Here is an 18,847-nt window from a genome sequence, read left to right as displayed (position 1 = left end):
TGTCGCCTGCTCTCTCTATCTCGGTCGGGACGCAGGGAGTCGGTCAGACTTCCTCGACGCTGCTCGGCTCACGCCGGGACAGGTCGATCCCGAGTTCCTCCGCCGCACGGAAGACGTCCTCGTCGGTGTCGCGCATCTCGATCTGCACGCCGTCGCTCGAGAGCACCTCGACATTGAGGCACAGCGACTGCATCTCCTTGATGAGCACCTTGAACGACTCCGGGATGCCGGGTTCCGGAATGTTCTCGCCCTTGACGATCGCCTCGTAGACCTTGACCCGGCCCACGACGTCGTCGGACTTGATGGTCAGCAGTTCCTGGAGGGCGTAGGCGGCGCCGTACGCCTCCAGCGCCCACACCTCCATCTCACCGAAGCGCTGGCCACCGAACTGCGCCTTACCACCCAGGGGCTGCTGGGTGATCATGGAGTAGGGGCCGGTCGACCGGGCGTGGATCTTGTCGTCGACCAGGTGGAGCAGCTTGAGGATGTAGATGTAGCCGACCGCGACCGGGTACGGGTAGGGCTCGCCGGTGCGACCGTCGAACAGCGTGGCCTTGCCGGAGGAGCCGATCAGCTGGACGCCGTCCCGGTTGGGCAGCGTCGAGTCGAGCAGACCGGTGATCTCCTCCTCGCGGGCACCGTCGAAGACCGGGGTCGACACGTTCGTCCCGGGTGGGGCGGCGTCGGCGCCGATGCCGCGTAGCCGCTCCTTCCACCCCTCGGTGCCGGCGTCGACCTGCCAGCCGGTCTTGGCGACCCAGCCGAGGTGGGTCTCCAGGATCTGGCCGATGTTCATCCGTCGCGGCACGCCGTGCGGGTTGAGCACCACGTCGACCGGGGTGCCGTCCTCGAGGAAGGGCATGTCCTCGGCGGGCAGGATCTTGGCGATGACACCCTTGTTGCCGTGCCGGCCGGCGAGCTTGTCACCGTCGGTGATCTTGCGCTTCTGGGCGACGTACACCCGGACCAGTTCGTTGACGCCGGGGGGCAGCTCGTCGCCGTCCTCGCGGGAGAACACCCGCACGCCGATGACCTTGCCGGACTCGCCGTGCGGCACCTTCAGCGAGGTGTCCCGGACCTCCCGGGCCTTCTCCCCGAAGATCGCGCGCAGCAGCCGCTCCTCCGGGGTCAGCTCGGTCTCGCCCTTCGGGGTGACCTTGCCGACCAGGACGTCCCCGGTCTGCACGTCGGCACCGATCCGGATGATCCCGCGCTCGTCGAGGTCGGCCAGGACCTCCTCGGCGACGTTCGGGATGTCCCGGGTGATCTCCTCCGGGCCGAGCTTGGTGTCGCGGGCGTCGACCTCGTGCTCCTCGATGTGGATCGAGGAGAGCACGTCGTCCTGCACGAGGCGCTGCGACAGGATGATCGCGTCCTCGTAGTTGTGCCCCTCCCACGGCATGAAGGCGACCAGCATGTTCTTGCCGAGCGCCATCTCACCGTTGTCGGTGCACGGGCCGTCCGCGATGACCTGACCGGCCTCGATCCGATCGCCCTCGTTCACGATCGGCTTCTGGTTGATGCAGGTGCCCTGGTTGGAGCGGCGGAACTTGGCCAGCCGGTAGGTGCGCCGGGTGCCGTCGTCGTGCATGACGGTGATGTAGTCGGCCGAGAGGTCCTCGACCACGCCGGCCTGGCCCGCGACGATCACGTCGCCGGCGTCCTTGGCCGCGCGGGCCTCCATCCCGGTGCCGACCAGCGGCGCCTCGGAACGCAGCAGCGGCACCGACTGGCGCTGCATGTTCGAGCCCATCAGCGCGCGGTTGGCGTCGTCGTGCTCGAGGAAGGGGATCATGGCCGTGGCCACGGACACCATCTGCCGCGGCGAGACGTCCATGTAGTCGACCTCGTCCGGCGGGATGAACTCGACCTCACCGCCCTTACGGCGGACCAGGACGCGGTCCTCGGCGAACGTGCCGTCGGGCTGCAGCGGCGTGTTGGCCTGCGCCTTGACGTGCCGGTCCTCCTCGTCCGCGGTCAGGTAGTCGATCTGGTCGATGACCTGGCCGTTGACGACCTTGCGGTACGGCGTCTCGACGAACCCGAACGGGTTGACCCGGGCGAAGGTCGACAGCGAGCCGATCAGACCGATGTTCGGGCCTTCCGGCGTCTCGATCGGGCACATCCGGCCGTAGTGGCTGGGGTGCACGTCGCGGACCTCGAAGCCGGCGCGCTCGCGGGACAGACCACCCGGGCCCAACGCCGACAGGCGGCGCTTGTGGGTCAGACCGGCCAGCGGATTGGTCTGGTCCATGAACTGCGAGAGCTGGCTGGTGCCGAAGAACTCCTTGATGGAGGCGACGACCGGCCGGATGTTGATCAGCGTCTGCGGCGTGATCGCCTCGACGTCCTGCGTGGTCATCCGCTCGCGCACGACCCGCTCCATGCGGGCCAGGCCCAGCCGGACCTGGTTCTGGATGAGCTCGCCGACCGTGCGCAGCCGCCGGTTGCCGAAGTGGTCGATGTCGTCGACCTCGTAGTCGGCCGGGTCCGCACCCGCGTGCAGCTTGACGACGTACTCGATCGTGCGCACGATGTCATCCTCGGTGAGGACGCCGATGTCGTGGGTCACCTCGAGGGAGAGCTTCTTGTTCACCTTGTAACGGCCGACCTTGGCCAGGTCGTAGCGCTTCGGGTTGAAGAAGAGGTTCTCCAGCAGGGTCTGCGCCGACTCCCGCGTCGGCGGCTCGCCAGGGCGCAGCTTGCGATAGATGTCGAGCAGCGCGTCATCCTGGCTGGCCGTGTGGTCCTTCTCCAGGGTGACCCGCATCGACGGGAAGTCGCCGAAGCGCTCCAGGATGCGCGCCTCGTCCCAGCCGAGCGCCTTGAGCAGCACGGTGACGGACTGGCGGCGCTTGCGGTCGATGCGGACGCCGACGGTGTCGCGCTTGTCGATCTCGAACTCGAGCCAGGCCCCGCGGGACGGGATCACCTTGCAGGAGTATAGGTCCTTGTCGGAGGCTTTGTCGAGGCTGCGCTCGAAGTACACACCAGGGGACCGGACGAGCTGGCTGACCACCACGCGCTCGGTGCCGTTGATCACGAAGGTGCCCTTGGGGGTCATGAGCGGGAAGTCGCCCATGAACACCGTCTGGCTCTTGATCTCACCGGTGGTGTTGTTGGTGAACTCGGCCGTCACGAACAACGGGGCCGAGAAGGTCATGTCCTTGTCCTTGCACTCCTCCACGGAGTACTTGGGCGGCTCGAACCGGTGGTCCCGGAAGGACAGGGACATGGAGCCCGAGAAGTCCTCGATCGGGGAGATCTCCTCGAAGACCTCCTCCAGACCGGAGGTGATCGGAACATCGTCCCGACCCGAGTCGATGGCCTCCTGAACCCGCTCCGCCCAGGCGTCACTGCCGATCAGCCAATCAAAGGACTGCGTCTGAAGAGCAAGGAGGTCCGGGACCTCAAGGGGCTCAATGATCTTAGCGAACGAGATGCGGGAGGAAGAGCGCGAGGCGGCCAAGGTGGTCCTTCCGGTGGCCTGATCGTCGGGCTGGCGTCGCGGACGTCAAGGATCCGTCGGGGGTGGTCAGGTGATCAGTGTCTCGCTACGGTTGTCGGGAACGGCGGCGGGGGTGCCCCGCCGGTGAGAGGATGACCGCGGGACGTCTCTCGCGGGACGAACGTCGCGGGGTCGCCGGCCGACTGGCCACTGACTCGGCGACCGGTCACGCGGTCGGAGTAAACCCCCGTCCCGCAGCGGGATCCGTCGGTTCCTGGTCCATCGGCCCGCGAAGTCGCACCCGGTCGGTGCGGCTGGCGTTCGGCTGACTGCGGGCACGCCGAAGGGCCGTCGCGGCGCGAGCGCGCGGCGACGCCTGGGTCCGCTGAGAACAACGGGTCGGTGCACGGGCGTTGGGTTCCTCGGTGTGGCTGCTAGAAGCCGTGCCAGGCACCAGCACGGCAGCGCGCCTTCACGTCGAACCGGAATCCGCCGCAGACATGGCTCTGGCGAGCAACCGGGGCCACCCGGCGGCATGGACCAGACCCCCACTGGAGAGCCCGACCTCGCCCGGGAACCGACGTCAACGGAACCGATGCAACGAAAAGGGCAGCGCAAACTAGCAGTGTAGCCGACAGGCACACCGCTGGCAAGGCCAGGCGCGGATCAACCGCGCGTAGGGAACGTAGCTCACCGCATCTGCTTCCCGACGAGTGTTCGCGACATGATGGAACCCCGATCCACTGAGGCAGTCAACCCCCCTCGGGAAAACGTCACGAACAGCCCGACCTGCCCAAGCCCTTACGTAGCAGTGCATCCGGGCATTTCCGCCGCCGCACATGCCGTGGGCCGGGACACCTCGGAGGTGTCCCGGCCCACGGTCACAGGTGCTACGCCGGGCGCCCAGGCGCCCGTCGGAACTACTTGACGGTGACGCTCGCCCCGGCGCCCTCGAGGGCCGCCTTGGCCTTCTCCGCGGCCTCCTTGGCGACCTTCTCCAGGACAGGCTTCGGCGCGCCGTCGACGAGGTCCTTGGCCTCCTTGAGGCCGAGGCTGGTCAGCGCGCGCACCTCCTTGATGACCTGGATCTTCTTGTCGCCGACGGACTCGAGGATCACGTCGAACTCGTCCTGCTCCTCGACGGCCGCGGCGTCGCCGCCCGCGCCACCGGCAGCCGGGGCCGCGGCGACGGCGACCGGCGCCGCGGCGGTGACGCCGAAGGTCTCCTCGAACTGCTTCACGAACTCGGAGAGCTCGAGCAGGGTCAGTTCCTTGAACGCGTCCAGCAGCTCTTCGGTGGACAGCTTCGCCATGATGGCGGTTCCTTCCTGATCGGTCTGTTACTCGGCGCCAGCGCCGATGCCCGGCCTGATGCGGCCAGGGCGGCGTCCGGCGTCTGTCTCGGGGGGTGGTACGGGTTCAGCCTGGTGGTGCGGACGTCACTCGGCGGCGACGGCGGCCGGCTCGGTCTCGCCCTCGGCCGCCGGGGCGGCCTCGGTCTCGACCGCCGGGGCCTCGCTCGCCCGCTGCTCGCGCAGCGCCTCGGCCAGTCGGGCGACCTGCGACAGCGGGGCGGCGAACAGGCCGACCGCGCCGGACAGCGAGCCCTTCATGGCGCCGGCCAGCTTCGCCAGCAGCACCTCACGGGACTCGACGTCGGCAAGCTTGCGGATCTCCTCGGCGCTCAGCGGCCGCCCTTCGACGACACCGCCCTTGACGACCAGCGCCGGGTTGGCCTTCGCGAAGTCACGCAGGCCCTTCGCGGCCACGACCGGGTCACCGCTGACGAAGGCGACGGCGGTCGGACCGACGAACAGCTCGTCGAGCCCGGTGACGCCAGCCTGGTTCGCCGCGATCTTGGTGAGGGTGTTCTTGACGACCGCGTAGCGGGTACCCGTACCAAGGGCACGCCGCAGCTCGGTGAGCTGGCTGACCGTGAGACCGCGGTACTCGGTGAGCACCGCGGCTGTCGAGGAACGGAAGTCCTCGGCGATCTCCGCCACCGCGGCGGTCTTCTCAGCTTTCGCCATGGGGCTCCTTCAGGATGTGCGCCGGTCATCCGTTCAACCATCCGCGCAGCCCCGGAAACGACGAACGCCCCGGCGCAGGCGCACGGGGCGTGATGGGCGCGGAGCCTCGTCCATGGGCTACCGCAGTCCTTCGCTGACCGTCACCTACGCGGGCCGCCCACAATGATCGGGGCCTTCGGCTGTCGACCCAGCCACAGCGTGCGAGGGGCGTTCGTGATGCCCCACGCGCCGTGGAGGACGACGGCGACCAGCGGTCTTCGGTGGAAAAACTGTGATCGTCGTTCAGTGTACGCGACATGCCGCCGGGCCCGAGCCCGGGCCCCGACATGCCACCAGCCCGGACCAGGTGCGCTGGTCCGGGCTGGTGGGCAGGAATGCGGGGGCGCCGAGGATCAGGCGGTGACCGCGTCCTCGAGCAGGTTGCGAACGCGGTTCGGGTCGACCGGGATGCCGGGGCCCATCGTGGTGGCGAAGGTGATCTTCCTGAGGTACCGGCCCTTCGCCGCCGACGGCTTGACCCGAACGATCTCGTCGATCGCCGCCGTGTAGTTCTCGATCAGCTGGGCGTCGGTGAAGCTCGTCTTGCCGACGACGATGTGCAGGTTGCCCTGCTTGTCGACGCGGAAGTTGATCTTACCGCCCTTGATGTCGGACACGGCCTTGCCGATGTCCAGGGTGACCGTGCCGGTCTTCGGGTTCGGCATCAGGCCACGCGGGCCCAGGATGCGGGCGATCCGGCCGACCTTGGCCATCTGGTCGGGCGTGGCGACGGTGGCGTCGAAGTCCAGGAAGCCCTCCTGGATCCGGGCGACCAGGTCGTCACTGCCGACGATGTCGGCGCCGGCGGCGGTGGCCTCGGCGGCCTTCTCACCGGCGGCGAACACCGCGACCCGCGGCGACTTGCCGGTGCCGTGCGGGAGGTTGACGGTGCCGCGGACCATCTGGTCGGCCTTGCGCGGGTCGACGCCGAGCCGGATCGCGACCTCGACGGTCGCGTCGTACTTGGTGGTGGAGGTCTCCTGCGCCAGCCGGACGGCCTCCAGCGGGCTGTACAGGTTATCCGGGTTGATCTTCTCCGCTGCGGTGCGGTATGCCTTGCTGCGCTTCATGCTGTCTCCTCGTGGTGCCGGCGGACGGCCGGACGACGCCACGGTCGCCCGTACGCCCTCCCACGGCGTTGGATCGGTCGTGCGGGGAGGTGGTGACGGCGAACTAGTCGCCGACGGTGATCCCCATCGAGCGGGCGGTCCCCGCGATGATCTTCTCCGCGGCCTCGATCGTCGTCGCGTTGAGGTCGGGCATCTTGGTCTGCGCGATCTCACGCACCTGGGCGGGCGTCAGCTTGGCGACCTTGTCCCGGTGCGGGGTACCGCTGCCCTTGTCGACGCCGGCGGCCTTGAGGATGAGCCTCGCGGCCGGCGGGGTCTTGGTGACGAAGGTGAACGAGCGGTCCTCGTACACGGTGATCTCGACCGGCACGACATTGCCGGTCTGCGACTCGGTGGCCACGTTGTACTGCTTGCAGAACTCCATGATGTTCACACCGTGCTGGCCCAGCGCGGGGCCGACCGGCGGAGCCGGAGTGGCCTTGCCCGCGTTGATCTGGAGCTTGATGATCGCGGTGATCTTCTTCTTCTTGGGCGGCATGTGCTCGTCTTCCTGCCGGGGCTGCTGGCTTTCGGGTTACGCGGACCGGATGGTCAGATCTTCGCCACCTGGTTGAACTGGAGCTCGACGGGAGTCTCCCGACCGAAGATCGAGACCAGCACCTTCAACCGCTGAGCGTCAAGGTTGATCTCGCTGATGGTAGCTGGGAGCGTGGCGAAGGGGCCGTCCATGACGGTGACCGACTCTCCGACCTCGTACTCCTGGACCCGGACGGTCTCGACCTTCTTCTCCTTCGGCGCCGGCGGCGCGAGGATCGACTGCACCTCTTCCCGGCGCAGCGGCGACGGCCGGTTGGTCAGCCCGACGAACCCGGTCACACCCGGCGTGTTACGCACCGCCGACCAGGACTGGTCGGTCAGGTCCATCCGGACGTAGATGTACCCCGGGTACTTCTTCTGCAGGACCATCTGCCGCTTGCCGTTCTTGACGACCGGGACCTCTTCGGTCGGCACCTCGATCTGGAAGATGTAGTCCTCCATGTTGAGGCTGGAGATCCGGGTCTCGAGGTTCGTCTTGACCTTGTTCTCGTAGCCCGCGTAGGAGTGCACGACATACCACTCGCCCGGTGCGTCCTCGATCGCGCGAAGCAGCAGCTCCGCCTCGTCGACCTCGTCCTCCTCTTCGGGGACGACGGTCGAGGGGGAGCCCGCGGACGGCTCCTGCGATGCGGGCTCGGCATCGGACGCCTGGTCGCCCGGGAGCTCGTCGGGCTCGGCGCCGGCGTCCGTGCTCGCCACCTCGTCCCGCTCGAACGCCGCCAGGGGATCGAGACGGGCGAGGGCTTCCCCCTGCTCGGAGGAGGCGTGCTCGGGGGACTGGGACACGCGGGCGATCCTTTTCTCGTGAACGCTTCTGGTGCTCTGACTCCGCGCCAGCGGGACGCTGCGCGGGCATGGTGCGGGCGAGCGGTCGCCGACCCGGCGTCAGGCAACCGCCAGCCGAGCAGCCCCGTCAGCCGAAGATCGCGAGGATCGCCTTCGTCAGCCCGAAGTCGAGGCTGGCCACGAAGGCCGTCACCACGGTGACGAAGATCAGCACCACCGCCACGTAGGTGACAAGCTCGCTCCGCCCCGGGTAGACCACCTTCCGGAGCTCCGCCATGACCTCGCGGATGAACTGCACGGGCCGGTAACGACGCCGAGTCGCGGCACGCGTGGCCCCCCTCGGACGCGGTGCCGCGTCACGGGTATCGGTCGCCACTCACTCCACCCACTCAGTCGCCGAACCAACCAGACCGTCGAACAGCGCAGGGGCGACAGGACTCGAACCTGCAACCGCCGGTTTTGGAGACCGGTGCTCTACCAATTGAGCCACGCCCCTAGAACACTCCCTGACCCCCGCCGCCACCGCCCCGCACATGAGGCGCTCCTACCGTAACGCACGGTTCGAGCTGCGGGCCGGTCACCGGAATGGGTGCCCGGGCGGATCGAGCATACCCCCTGCGCGGCCGAACACCACGAACGCCAACCGCGCAGGACCCGGTCGACCCGGTCGACCCGCGCACCGACCTGCCCGGACACGCCCGGAGCGGGACCTGTGGGGTGGTGTGGACCGACCCAAGTGGACCGGGAGCCCGGCCCCGCGTGCTCGGTCGACCCCCACCGCCACCATGGCAGCATAGGTGCCATGAGCAGGATCTCACGCCGCATCGGCGCCATCGCCCCGTCCGCCACGCTCGCCGTGGACGCGACGGCGAAGGCGATGCAGGCCGCCGGACAGGACATCGTTGTCTTCGGCGCGGGCGAACCGGACTTCCCGACTCCGGAGCACATCGTCGCCGCCGCCGAACGCGCATGCCACGAACCCAGGATGCACCGCTACACGCCGTCGGGCGGGTTGCCGGAGCTGCGCACGGCGGTCGCCGAGAAGACCCGGCGCGACTCCGGCGTCACGGTGACACCGAGCCAGGTTCTGATCACCAACGGCGGTAAGCAGGCTGTCTACGAGGCGTTCGCGACGCTGCTCGACCCGGGTGACGAGGTGCTGCTGCCCGCGCCGTACTGGACGACCTATCCCGAGTCGATCCGGCTCGCGGGCGGCGTCCCGGTCGAGGTCGTGACCGGCCCCGACGCCGACTACCGAGTCACCGTCGAACAGCTGGAGGCGGCCCGCACGGAGCGCACGAAGGTGCTGCTGTTCTGTTCGCCCTCGAACCCCACCGGTGCGGTGCACACCCCCGAGGAGGTCCGCGCGATCGGCGAGTGGGCGGCCCGGACCGGCATCTGGGTGCTGGCCGACGAGATCTACGAGCACCTCGTCTACGGCGAGGCCCGGTTCTCCTCGATCCTCGCCGAGGTCCCGGATCTGGCGCAGCGGTGCGTCATCGTCAACGGCGTCGCCAAGACCTACGCGATGACCGGTTGGCGGGTCGGCTGGCTGATCGGCCCCACCGACGTCATCAGCGCCGCGACGAACCTCCAGTCGCATGCCACCTCGAACGTCTCGAACGTCGCCCAGGCCGCCGCGCTCGCCGCCGTCACCGGCCCGCTGGACGCGGTCGCCACGATGCGCACCGCCTTCGACCGGCGCCGGCTGACCATGCACCGCATGCTGAGCGAGATCCCCGGGGTGCGCTGCCCGGTGCCGCAGGGCGCGTTCTACTGCTACCCGTCGCTGCAGGCGGTGCTGGGCCGTCCGCTGCGGGGGAAGACTCCGACGTCCAGCGCACAGCTGTGCCAGCTCATCCTCGAGGAGGTGGGTGTGGCGATCGTCCCCGGTGAGGCGTTCGGAACCCCGGGCTTCGCCCGCCTGTCCTACGCGCTCAGCGACGACGACCTGGTCAAGGGCGTGGACCGGGTGGGCGCCCTGCTCGCCGAACTCGACTAGCTGCGGCCAGCTCAGGGCAGTCGGACGGTGGCCCGCGAGGCCATCAGCACCTTCTCGCCCCGGCACCGGGTGGTGAGGTTCACCACTACCCGGTTGCCGTCGAGCTTCTTCTCCACCACCCCGCGCACGGACACCGTGGCCCCCTCGTCGTCGTCGGGCACGACGACCGGCGAGGAGAACTTCACCCCGATCTCCACCAGCGCCCGCGGGTCACCGATCCAGTCGGTGACCAGGCGTGCGGCGGTGGCCATCGTGAGCATCCCGTGCGCGATCACCCCGGGCAGACCCGCCTCGGCGGCCGCCCGATCGCTCCAGTGGATGGGGTTGAAGTCGCCGGACGCCCCCGCGTACCGGACCAGATCGGCCCGGCGCAGCGGGAACAGCCGCTCCGGAAGTTCGGTGCCGACCTCGACATCGTCATAGCCGATCATCGCCGTCATCGTCTCCCCCACCGCTGTCTCCCCCACCGCTGTCTCGCCCGCCCTGCCGTCCACCGCCGGTGACGCGCTCATCCGCGCGGCGCGGCGGTCCCGCGGGACACCAGGGTGCAGATGCCGGTGGCGACCTGCTCGCCGCCGGTCGTCTCGTACTGGTACGTGGTCACCAGCAGCTCGTTGCGGCCCACGGCCCGGATGCTGGTCAGCGTCGACGACGTGACCAGCTCGTCCCCGGCGACCACCGGACGGTGCAGCTGGAAACGCTGCTCGCCATGGACGACGAGGGTGTAGTCGAGGCCGAGCGCCGGGTCGTCGGTGGGCAGGCCCAGCGTCCCGGGCATCGCGTTGATCAGGAACGTCGGCGGGGCGACGAGGTCGGCGAAGCCGGCGGCCCTGGCCGCTGCCACGTCGTGGTACAGCGGGTTGTCGTCACCGACGGCCCGGGCGAACTTCCGGATGTGCTCGCGCCCGACCTGGAAGGGCACCTCGGCGACGAAACACCGCCCGACGAAGTCCTGGTTGAGCGGCATCACAGCTCCGTTTCTGGACACGGTGCGGGAACGAGACGCCCTATCCCACCACGCGACCCCGCCCCGCCGCCCGGACCCCACTCACCGTCGGCCGGTCACGCCCCGGCACGCCCGGCACGCCGAACAGCCGGCCAGGTGGGAGGCCTGGCCGGCTGCGGTGGAACGGCGCCAGATGTCGGGACATGCCCGACAGCGGCGGATCTAGCGGGTTTCGCGGTGCTCGGTGTGCTTGCCGCAGTTGGGGCAGAACTTCTTCAGCTCAAGACGATCCGGGTCGTTACGCCGGTTCTTGCGCGTGATGTAGTTCCGATGCTTGCACACCTGGCACGCCATGGTGATCTTCGGGCGAACGTCAGTGGCGGCCACGGCGTGATGCCTCTTCCTAAGTCGACTGCAGAACTGGTCGAGCGTCGCGGCAGGCCGCGAGCCCAGAAAGGGCGCGGCCTGCCGCACCCTGGAGTAGCGGTGGCCGGACTTGAACCGGCGACACAGCGATTATGAGCCGCTTGCTCTGCCAGACTGAGCTACACCGCCAGGATAGCCACCCGACCGATCGGGGACCGGACCAGCTTACCCAGGCGAACCGGCGGAACCGCTCAACCCGGACACGAACCCACCCAAAGGCTGGTACGTGGAGCCCCTTTACGGAATCGAACCGTAGACCTTCTCCTTACCATGGAGACGCTCTGCCGACTGAGCTAAAGGGGCGCGAAGTCGCGGTGCTCAGATTACACGACGCTGGGCGCTGGTGGGCGACCCACCCCCTGTTCGTTCGTCCGCACCCCCGCGCGTCGGGCGTTCGCCCGCAGATCTCCCCTTCCCCCCCCTTCGCCCGTGGGCGCGCCGCCGCGCCCGACCCGCCACCCGCGACGGCCCAGATGATGGCGATTTGCCAGGAAGTTAAAACGCTCCGTAGCCACCAATCCAGATCCCCTTGACTTAGATAGCTGTAAGTAACTCTCTTAATGCTTAGCGTGTGGGCCGTCTGGTGCTGCGTCCCTGCCCGGACGCAACCGGACCGGCTTTCGAGCCACCGCACCGTTGCCTCCCGAGCATCGAGGGTTGCCCATGCGTCTCATGCCGCGTCCCGGTCGGTCTGACCGCCCACACACCGCCCGGACCGCGCTCGCCATCCCCCTGCCACGCCGACTGCTCCCTGTAGCGAGAATCACCGCCGCGAGAATCACCGCCGCCAGTCTGACCGCCGCCACCCTGACCGTGGCGGCCACCGTCGGTGTCGCGCAGGCCGCCGGCCCCTCGCCGCTGTGGCCACGGGGCGTGGACATCTCCTCCTGGCAGCACCCCTACGGCGCCGCGATCGACTGGAACGCCGTGCACGCCGCCGGCGTGAGCTTCGTGTACATCAAGGCCACCGAGGACAGCCAGTACACGAACAAGTACTACGCCGGCGACCGGGACGCGGCGGCGAAGGCCGGCCTCGCCGTCGGCGCCTTCCACTACGCCCGGCCGTCCGCCTCGCTGGGGACCGCCGTCGAGCAGGCGAAGCACTTCGTCGCGGCGATCGGCCCGGCCCAGGCCGCGGGCTTCCTCCCGCCGGCGCTGGACCTCGAGGAGACCGGCGGGCTAGGCCCCAGCCCGCTCGCCGCGTGGACCAGGGCGTTCCTGGAGGAGGTGGAGTCCGAGACCGGACGGGTGCCGATGGTCTACAGCAGCCAGTGGTTCTGGACCGACCGGATGGCCAACACCCGGGAGTTCACCAGGTACCCGTTGTGGTTCGCGAACCACAACGACAGGGCGACCCCCAACACCATCCCCGGCGGGTGGCCCGGTTGGGCGGTGTGGCAGTACAGCGCGACCGGCACCGTGGCGGGCATCGCGAGCCAGGTGGACCAGGACGTCCTGTGCTGCACCCCGGCCACGCTCGCCACCCTGGCGGACGGCACCCGCAGCGAGATCCAGAAGTGGCACGCCGGCGCCGGGCTCACCGCCCTGGCGCTCGGCGCCCCGGTCGGGGTGGAGAACCAGGCCGGTGGGGGTGGCCGCTGGCAGCAGTACGCCAACGGCCTGGAGTTCTGGTCGGTCGCCACCGGCGTGCACGCGCTGTACGGGCCGATCTCCTCGAAGTACCTCGGCCTCGGTGGTTCGAACAGCTTCCTGGGCCGTCCTGTCAGCGACGTCGAGACCGCGACCGCGCCCGGCGGGCAGCAGGCCCGGTTCCAGGGTGGCTGGATCTACTGGGGGCCGGCGACCGGCGCCCACGAGGTCCACGGCCGCATCCTGTCGACCTATCTCGGCCTTGGTGGTTCGGGTTCGCCGTTGGGCCTGCCCACCTCGGACGAGTACTCCGTGCCCGGCGGCCGGCAGAGCACCTTCGAACGCGGCCGGCTGCGCTGGGACGCGGCGACCGGCCAGGTCTCCCAGCTCCCCCCGGGCCCCTGAGCCGCACCCGAATGACGGTGCGCGGGGATGACGTTCGTGGACGGTGGGTATCGCAAGGAAGCGGCGGACGGTAGTTGTCTGACTACCAGTGACTACCAGGACGTCGCCGGACCGCATGGTGCGGGCTTCGACCCGCCGCGACCGTCAGGTCGCGCCCGCCGTCCCCACCTGTCCGCCCACTACGGGGTCCGGCGGTCACCGGCCATGCGTGTACCGGCGGGCAACGGGAGGACCAGATGGCAGGAAACCGGGCGGCGTTCCCACGAAGTGGATGGCTCACCTTCGCCGCCGTGATCATGTTCATCGTCGGATTCCACAACCTGATCTACGGCATCGCATCCCTGCGCGACTACACCGTGATCGTGAACAACCTGTCCACCGGCGACATCAACGTGCTGTACGCCGACCGGCACTTCTGGGGCTGGCTGTTCCTGTGTATCGGCATCGTGGAGATGGTGATCGCCTACGGCATCTACGCCCGCAACGACATCGCCCGGTGGGCGGGTGTGGTGATCGCTTCCATCAACGCCATCGGGCAGCTCGCCTACATGGCTGCCTTCCCGGTGTGGTCGGTCGTGATCATCGCCATCGACGTTCTGGTGATCTACGCGCTCCTCACCCACGAGCAGGTACCCGCACGCGATGGCTACGGCCAGCCGTACCCGAGTGACCGCCCAGGCGTCAGCACTCCCACCGGCCGTGCCACCGGCGCCGGACGACCCGCCGAACACGCGACGACCGCACCCGCTGCCCCCGGCACCACGGCGCCGCCCGGCTACGGCCAGCCCCCCGGCTATGGTGGCCAGACCGACCAGCCCGGCTACGGCGGCCCAGGCGGCCACCAGCCCCGGTAGCCCCGGCAGGTGAGCCCCGGGAGCGGCTACCGAACCTGGCCGAGCTGGGGGAGCTGATCGAGCGTGAGCCCGGCCCGCCAGGCCACGCACCGACGCGCATAGCCCTCGAGGTGACGCTCGGCGAAGACCCGCGGGTCCCAGACCGAGGTGGACGCCACCGAGAGGTCCCGCCACAGGTAGGCGGACACGGCCCGCCCGTCCACCAGGACGAGCGGGCCAACCTCGTAGGGTGCGCCCTCGAACGCGTCGAGGACGGCCATCTCCGCCTCGGCCAACCCCAGCAGCAGCCGCCCGGACGTGCGTGCCGCCGGGTCGGGGACCAGCCCGGGGTAGCGGCGTCCCGGCAGGCTGGCCGCCCGCCAGCCGGCGACGACCGCGGGCTCGATCCGCGGGACCCGGTCGAGCAGGACGGTCAGCACCTCGGCGAACATCAGGGTCCCGTACACGAACAACGGTGGGCGTTCGGCGGCGGGCGCGGACATGAGATCACGCTAGCCGGGTCCGACGCACTACAGTGCTCGAACGTGAGTGACGACGCCACGCTGGCCGCCCAGGTTCGGACCGCCTCCCACCTGACCGGCACCTTCCTGCTGCGCTCCGGTCGGACGAGCACCGAGTACTTCGACAAGTACCTCTTCGAGGCGGATCCGGCGCTGCTGGCCGCCATCGTCGACCAGATGGTCGGCCTGCTGCCGCCGGGTGCCGAGGTCCTCGCGGGTCTGGAGCTCGGTGGCGTTCCGCTGGCGACGCTGCTCTCCCAGCGCACCGGCCTGCCGACCCGCTTCGTGCGCAAGAAGGCCAAGGAGTACGGCACCATGCGCACGGCCGAGGGCGGCGCGGTGGCCGGCCGGCACGTCGTCCTCGTCGAGGACGTGGTGACCTCCGGCGGCGCGGTGCTGGACGCCACCCGGGTGTTGCGGGCCGAGGGCGCGATCGTCACGGATGTGGTGTGCGTCATCGACCGTTCCGAGGGCGGCCGCGAGCGCCTCGCGGAACTCGGCCTGCAGCTGCGCCCGCTGTTGACCCGGGCCGACCTCGATGCCGCCGCCGGCTGACCGACGGGCGCGTCATCGCCCGCGCTGACATGCGACAGGCCCCGGAGGAGTCTCCAGGGCCTGTGTCGCAGCTGATCCGGGCTGCACCGGGGGTGGTGGCAGGTGATGGATTCGAACCATCGTAGGCTGAGCCGGCGGTTTTACAGACCGCTCCCTTTGGCCGCTCGGGCAACCTGCCGTCGTGGACGAGCATACCGGTCCCGACGGAGCATCGGGGCGCGGGCTGGCCGCAACCGCCACCCCGTCTTCTGATCATTACGGCGCGTAGTCGCCGCGCCATCCGTCCGCATCTCGCACCGAACAGGAGGCCCGCACCCGTGGCCGACCCGTCCTTTGACATCGTCAGCAAAGTTGACGCCCAGGAAATCGACAACGCGGTCAACCAGACGGCCAAGGAGATCAGGACCCGCTTCGACTTCCGGGACACCGGCGCGTCCGCGGAGCTGTCCGGCGAGTCAATTCTGCTGGTAGCGAACACGGACGAGCGAGTGAAGGCGATCCTCGACGTCCTGCAGGAGAAGTTCGTCAAGCGCGGCATCTCCCTCAAGGCGCTGACGTTCGACGAGCCGAAGGCCTCGGGCAAGGAGTTCCGCCTGCCCGTGACCGTGCAGCAGGGCCTGTCCGAGGAGAAGGCCCGCGCGATCGCCAAGAAGATCCGCACCGACGGACCCAAGGGCGTGCAGGCCCAGATCCAGGGCGACCAACTGCGGGTGACCGGCAAGAAGCGGGACGACCTGCAGCGGGTCATCGCGCTGCTCAAGGGCGAGGACTTCGAGGTCCCGCTCCAGTTCGTCAACTACCGCTGAGCGGGCCTGGCCTCGCCGACGGCGGTGGCGCCAGCGACCGTGGAAACGGCGCACCCCGCCCGATGGGGGGATCGGGCGGGGTGCCTGCGGCGGAACCTGGGGGGTGTGCTCCGCCGCGGTCAGGGGCGCACGGGCGGCGACCGCCACCCGTGCGCCTGGCCACGCAGGGAAATATTACTCCGAATCCTCATCCGTAAACCCGCGACACCACGACAGGCAACAACGTAACCAGCCGGCCGGGTCACCGATACGGATTCATGCGGGACATCTGCTCCAGTCGCGCGATTCGTTCGTTCATGGGCGGATGCGTCGAGAACAGCTTGGCGACGCCACCGCCGCGGAACGGGTTCGCAATCATCAGCGCGGCCGCCGGACCCACCCGGGAGGTCGGCGCGAGCGGCCGGGCGGCGGTACCCGCCTCCAGTTTGCGCAGCGCGTTCGCCAACCCGAGGGGGTCGCCGGTGAGCGTCGCCCCGGACTCGTCCGCCTGGTACTCACGCGCCCTGCTGATTGCCAACTGGATGATCGTCGCGGCGACCGGACCCAGGATCATCAGCAGGAGCAGCTCGAACATTCCGGGCCCGTTCTCGTCACTGCGACCGCCACCGAAGATGGCCAGGAACTGGGCCATGTTGGCCAGGTACACGATAATACTGGCCAATGCTCCGGCCACGGAGGCGATAAGGATGTCCCGGTTGTACACATGGCTGAGTTCATGTCCCAGGACGCCGCGAAGCTCCCGGTCGTCCATGAGTTCCATGATGCCTTCGGTGCAGCAGACGGCCGCCTTGCGCGGACCACGACCGGTGGCGAAGGCGTTGGGCGCGCCGGTAGGGCTCAGGTAGAGCCGCGGCATCGGCATCCGGGCCTGCCGGGCGAGATCGCCGACGATGGCGTAGAGCCGCGGCTGCTCGACCTGGGTGACCGGATAGGCGCTCATCGCCCGCAGCGCGATGCGGTCGGAGTAGAAGAAGGACACGCCGTTCATCGCGAGGGCGAGGAACAGCGCGACGAGCAGGCCAGCGCGACCGAACAGCGAGCCGACCAGCAGGATGGCAGCGGACAGCACGCCGAGCAGCAGCGCGGTCTTCAGGCCGTTGAGGTGGCGATGTGGCATGGCGATCGGTGGTCCGTCCTGTGCGACGACATCCGTCCGCCGGCGGTGGCCCACTCGGACGGCTGTGCACCCGAACCAACGTGGCGGCGCCGGACCAACGTTCCCCGGCCCGGCCCGTCCGATCGGCGATGTGGCTGATTTCTCCCCAGCCCCAGCCCTGATTCAGCCCTGGCCACAGCGGTCGGACGGATCGGCGTCCTCGGTCAGTTCGGCCCGCAGCCGCGTGACCTGCGCCTCGTCCAGTGCTCCGGCCGCACCCAGCTCGTGCGTGGTGAACAGGGCCAGCGCCCGGTACACCTCGGCGACGGCGGGATCGACCCGGCCGAGCGCCTGGCGGTGAGCGCGCACCGTGGCGACGTCGGCCCGCCGCACCGGTCCGGTCGCCGCCGCCCAGCCACCGGCCAGCGCGTTGTCCAGGGACGCGCGTAGCAGCGGGCCCAGCGCCGCGGCCGGATCGTCGATGCCCACCCCCCCGAGCAGGTCCCGGGCGGCACCGGTCAGGCTGGCCAGAAAGTTCCCCCCGAGCACCAGCGCGGCGTGATATTGCGCACGTCCTTCGTCCGCGATCTCGAGCGGAACACCCCCCAGATCGGCCACCACGCGCCGGGCCGGCTCGAGCGCCTCGGCGTCCGCGGTGACGCCAAACGGAACATCCACAAAACTATGGAAATCGTTCTTTCCGCCAGTTCCAGGCAGCGTCATGATCGGGTGCAGCGCGGCCCGCCGGGCACCGCATCCCAGTCCGGCGGCGAGCGCCGAAAGCCCGTGCCGGCCGCTCAGATGCGCGATCAGCTGGCCCTCCCGGACCGCGCCAAGAGCGACCAGCCGACCCGTGACCTGGGCAATCACATCGTCGGGTACGGCGATCAGCAGGAGGTCGGCGGACCGTAGCCGGCTGGCGATCCGCGCCACCGGGCCCGTCCACGCCTGGGCGAACCGGTGGGCCGCCCGGGCCCGGGACGACTCGGTCCGCGTGGCCACCGCCACCACCGGGTACCCCACCCCGGCCAACGCGTGCCCCACCGCCACGCCAGCCCGGCCGGCGCCGATCAGACCCACCCTGACCGGGCCGTCGCCGGCCAGGTCACCGCTGGCCAGACGGGTGTTGATCGGGTCCGACGCAGAAGTTCGACAGCTCATGGCGCGATGCTCCCGCCAGCGCCACCAAGGTGTCGGATCCACTGTCGTCAAGGGCACTGTGGACCCCGCGAGGTACCCACGTCGGCCGGACGACAGCCCGCCACAAGGCCCTGGGCCGATACGCTCGGTGGAGCGGCCCTTCCTCCGCACGTCCCGCGCATGGCGGCTACAAAGGATGGTGAGTCGCAGGCACAGAGTCATCGCGAGCGCCGGTGAAGCGTCCGCAGGCCAACCGATCCCGCGGTGGGTAGTGCACGTTACGTGGTGCACGGAGCACCTCGGTAGTCACGTTCCGAGCCGGGCTCAACACGGGTGAGCCTCCCGCAGTGGTGAAGCCCTCAGCCGGATGTCTCGGCCCGGCACCATCGGCCGCACCCGTACGAACCACCGCGGCGGAACAACGGGGTGCGCATACGCACACGGACGCAAACGCACACAGAGTCGTACACAGAGTCGACAGCCAATCACCCCCTGGACCAATAGCCGTAGGTTAAATGATCCCTTGGAGGTTTGAGGGATGGTTGGTCATCGGAAGT

The 18,847-nt window shown here is 69.4% G+C and carries 18 protein-coding genes and 4 tRNA genes; 5 read left to right on the top strand and 17 right to left on the bottom strand.

The annotated features are described in order from the left end of the window. Positions 1-43 precede the first annotated feature (43 nt). From rpoB to G6R24_RS02885, 8 genes are all read right to left on the bottom strand, one after another. Positions 44-3,469 carry a DNA-directed RNA polymerase subunit beta gene (rpoB, locus tag G6R24_RS02920; protein ID WP_163547625.1) on the bottom strand — a complete coding sequence of 1,142 codons (3,426 nt, stop codon included), beginning with the start codon at positions 3,467-3,469 and terminating at the stop codon, positions 44-46. 899 nt (positions 3,470-4,368) lie between these two features. Beyond that, positions 4,369-4,761 (bottom strand): 50S ribosomal protein L7/L12, encoded by a 393-nt coding sequence (rplL, locus tag G6R24_RS02915; RefSeq protein WP_163547624.1) that lies wholly within the window; start codon positions 4,759-4,761, stop codon positions 4,369-4,371. 126 nt (positions 4,762-4,887) lie between these two features. After that, positions 4,888-5,478 (bottom strand): 50S ribosomal protein L10, encoded by a 591-nt coding sequence (gene rplJ / locus G6R24_RS02910; protein WP_163547623.1) that lies wholly within the window; start codon positions 5,476-5,478, stop codon positions 4,888-4,890. 392 nt (positions 5,479-5,870) lie between these two features. After that, positions 5,871-6,587 carry a 50S ribosomal protein L1 gene (gene rplA / locus G6R24_RS02905; RefSeq protein ID WP_163547622.1) on the bottom strand — a complete coding sequence of 239 codons (717 nt, stop codon included), beginning with the start codon at positions 6,585-6,587 and terminating at the stop codon, positions 5,871-5,873. Between the two features lie 103 nt (positions 6,588-6,690). Further along, positions 6,691-7,125 (bottom strand): 50S ribosomal protein L11, encoded by a 435-nt coding sequence (rplK, locus tag G6R24_RS02900; protein WP_163547621.1) that lies wholly within the window; start codon positions 7,123-7,125, stop codon positions 6,691-6,693. Between the two features lie 53 nt (positions 7,126-7,178). After that, a complete protein-coding gene (nusG, locus tag G6R24_RS02895) occupies positions 7,179-7,970 on the bottom strand; it encodes a transcription termination/antitermination protein NusG (protein ID WP_163547620.1) in 792 nt (263 codons plus the stop codon). 127 nt (positions 7,971-8,097) lie between these two features. After that, the gene (secE, locus tag G6R24_RS02890) at positions 8,098-8,268 is read right to left on the bottom strand and encodes a preprotein translocase subunit SecE (RefSeq protein ID WP_225438050.1); all 171 of its coding nucleotides are present in this window, start codon (positions 8,266-8,268) and stop codon (positions 8,098-8,100) included. Positions 8,269-8,393: 125 nt separating this feature from the next. After that, a tRNA-Trp gene (locus tag G6R24_RS02885) sits at positions 8,394-8,466 on the bottom strand. Positions 8,467-8,772: 306 nt separating this feature from the next. Here G6R24_RS02885 and G6R24_RS02880 point away from each other — a divergent pair. Beyond that, complete coding sequence (locus G6R24_RS02880) at positions 8,773-9,972, top strand: pyridoxal phosphate-dependent aminotransferase (RefSeq protein WP_163547618.1); 1,200 nt, start codon at positions 8,773-8,775, stop codon at positions 9,970-9,972. 11 nt (positions 9,973-9,983) lie between these two features. On the opposite strand, the gene G6R24_RS02875 is transcribed toward G6R24_RS02880, so the two are convergent. From G6R24_RS02875 to G6R24_RS02855, 5 genes are all read right to left on the bottom strand, one after another. Next, the gene (locus G6R24_RS02875; protein WP_163547649.1) at positions 9,984-10,412 is read right to left on the bottom strand and encodes a MaoC family dehydratase; all 429 of its coding nucleotides are present in this window, start codon (positions 10,410-10,412) and stop codon (positions 9,984-9,986) included. Between the two features lie 68 nt (positions 10,413-10,480). After that, positions 10,481-10,939 (bottom strand): FAS1-like dehydratase domain-containing protein, encoded by a 459-nt coding sequence (locus G6R24_RS02870; RefSeq protein ID WP_163547617.1) that lies wholly within the window; start codon positions 10,937-10,939, stop codon positions 10,481-10,483. Positions 10,940-11,140: 201 nt separating this feature from the next. Next, on the bottom strand, positions 11,141-11,305 hold the full coding sequence (rpmG, locus tag G6R24_RS02865; protein ID WP_009740545.1) for a 50S ribosomal protein L33: 165 nt from the start codon (positions 11,303-11,305) through the stop codon (positions 11,141-11,143). A 94-nt stretch (positions 11,306-11,399) separates the two neighbouring features. Then, positions 11,400-11,473 (bottom strand) — tRNA-Met (locus tag G6R24_RS02860). A 98-nt stretch (positions 11,474-11,571) separates the two neighbouring features. After that, positions 11,572-11,647 (bottom strand) — tRNA-Thr (locus tag G6R24_RS02855). Positions 11,648-12,007: 360 nt separating this feature from the next. Between G6R24_RS02855 and G6R24_RS02850 the strand changes: the two genes are divergently transcribed. Together G6R24_RS02850 and G6R24_RS02845 are read left to right on the top strand one after the other, a co-directional pair. Then, on the top strand, positions 12,008-13,339 hold the full coding sequence (locus tag G6R24_RS02850) for a GH25 family lysozyme (RefSeq protein WP_163547616.1): 1,332 nt from the start codon (positions 12,008-12,010) through the stop codon (positions 13,337-13,339). Between the two features lie 236 nt (positions 13,340-13,575). Beyond that, positions 13,576-14,193 (top strand): DUF7144 family membrane protein, encoded by a 618-nt coding sequence (locus G6R24_RS02845; protein ID WP_163547615.1) that lies wholly within the window; start codon positions 13,576-13,578, stop codon positions 14,191-14,193. Between the two features lie 26 nt (positions 14,194-14,219). Here the strand turns inward: G6R24_RS02845 and G6R24_RS02840 are convergent, their stop codons facing one another. After that, complete coding sequence (locus G6R24_RS02840) at positions 14,220-14,675, bottom strand: gamma-glutamylcyclotransferase family protein (protein WP_163547614.1); 456 nt, start codon at positions 14,673-14,675, stop codon at positions 14,220-14,222. Between the two features lie 42 nt (positions 14,676-14,717). On the opposite strand from G6R24_RS02840, the gene pyrE reads away from it, so the two are divergent. Then, positions 14,718-15,248, top strand: coding sequence for an orotate phosphoribosyltransferase (gene pyrE / locus G6R24_RS02835; RefSeq protein WP_163547613.1), 531 nt, complete (start codon positions 14,718-14,720; stop codon positions 15,246-15,248). 93 nt (positions 15,249-15,341) lie between these two features. Here the strand turns inward: pyrE and G6R24_RS02830 are convergent. Next, a tRNA-Tyr gene (locus tag G6R24_RS02830) sits at positions 15,342-15,426 on the bottom strand. Positions 15,427-15,565: 139 nt separating this feature from the next. On the opposite strand from G6R24_RS02830, the gene G6R24_RS02825 reads away from it, so the two are divergent. Further along, positions 15,566-16,054 carry a YajQ family cyclic di-GMP-binding protein gene (locus G6R24_RS02825; protein WP_163547612.1) on the top strand — a complete coding sequence of 163 codons (489 nt, stop codon included), beginning with the start codon at positions 15,566-15,568 and terminating at the stop codon, positions 16,052-16,054. A gap of 241 nt (positions 16,055-16,295) precedes the next feature. Here the strand turns inward: G6R24_RS02825 and htpX are convergent, their stop codons facing one another. Next, positions 16,296-17,171 (bottom strand): zinc metalloprotease HtpX, encoded by an 876-nt coding sequence (gene htpX / locus G6R24_RS02820; protein WP_163547611.1) that lies wholly within the window; start codon positions 17,169-17,171, stop codon positions 16,296-16,298. A 162-nt stretch (positions 17,172-17,333) separates the two neighbouring features. Further along, positions 17,334-18,311: a Rossmann-like and DUF2520 domain-containing protein gene (locus tag G6R24_RS02815; protein WP_163547610.1), complete on the bottom strand. Its 978-nt coding sequence runs from the start codon at positions 18,309-18,311 to the stop codon at positions 17,334-17,336. Positions 18,312-18,847 lie beyond the last annotated feature (536 nt).

Origin of the sequence: Candidatus Frankia nodulisporulans, from assembly GCF_902806475.1 — a bacterium.
Classification (GTDB): domain Bacteria; phylum Actinomycetota; class Actinomycetes; order Frankiales; family Frankiaceae; genus Frankia; species Frankia umida.
This window is presented reverse-complemented; position numbering and strand designations above follow the sequence as displayed.

Coding starts and splice junctions, on each gene's coding strand:
- G6R24_RS02850 (WP_163547616.1), top strand. CDS start 12,008: ATGCGTCTCATGCCGCGTCCCGGTCGGTCTGACCGCCCACACACCGCC.
- G6R24_RS02880 (WP_163547618.1), top strand. CDS start 8,773: ATGAGCAGGATCTCACGCCGCATCGGCGCCATCGCCCCGTCCGCCACG.
- rplK (WP_163547621.1), bottom strand. CDS start 7,125: ATGCCGCCCAAGAAGAAGAAGATCACCGCGATCATCAAGCTCCAGATC.
- G6R24_RS02870 (WP_163547617.1), bottom strand. CDS start 10,939: ATGCCGCTCAACCAGGACTTCGTCGGGCGGTGTTTCGTCGCCGAGGTG.
- rplA (WP_163547622.1), bottom strand. CDS start 6,587: ATGAAGCGCAGCAAGGCATACCGCACCGCAGCGGAGAAGATCAACCCG.
- G6R24_RS02875 (WP_163547649.1), bottom strand. CDS start 10,412: ATGACGGCGATGATCGGCTATGACGATGTCGAGGTCGGCACCGAACTT.
- G6R24_RS02840 (WP_163547614.1), bottom strand. CDS start 14,675: ATGTCCGCGCCCGCCGCCGAACGCCCACCGTTGTTCGTGTACGGGACC.
- rplL (WP_163547624.1), bottom strand. CDS start 4,761: ATGGCGAAGCTGTCCACCGAAGAGCTGCTGGACGCGTTCAAGGAACTG.
- G6R24_RS02815 (WP_163547610.1), bottom strand. CDS start 18,311: ATGAGCTGTCGAACTTCTGCGTCGGACCCGATCAACACCCGTCTGGCC.
- G6R24_RS02845 (WP_163547615.1), top strand. CDS start 13,576: ATGGCAGGAAACCGGGCGGCGTTCCCACGAAGTGGATGGCTCACCTTC.
- htpX (WP_163547611.1), bottom strand. CDS start 17,171: ATGCCACATCGCCACCTCAACGGCCTGAAGACCGCGCTGCTGCTCGGC.
- rplJ (WP_163547623.1), bottom strand. CDS start 5,478: ATGGCGAAAGCTGAGAAGACCGCCGCGGTGGCGGAGATCGCCGAGGAC.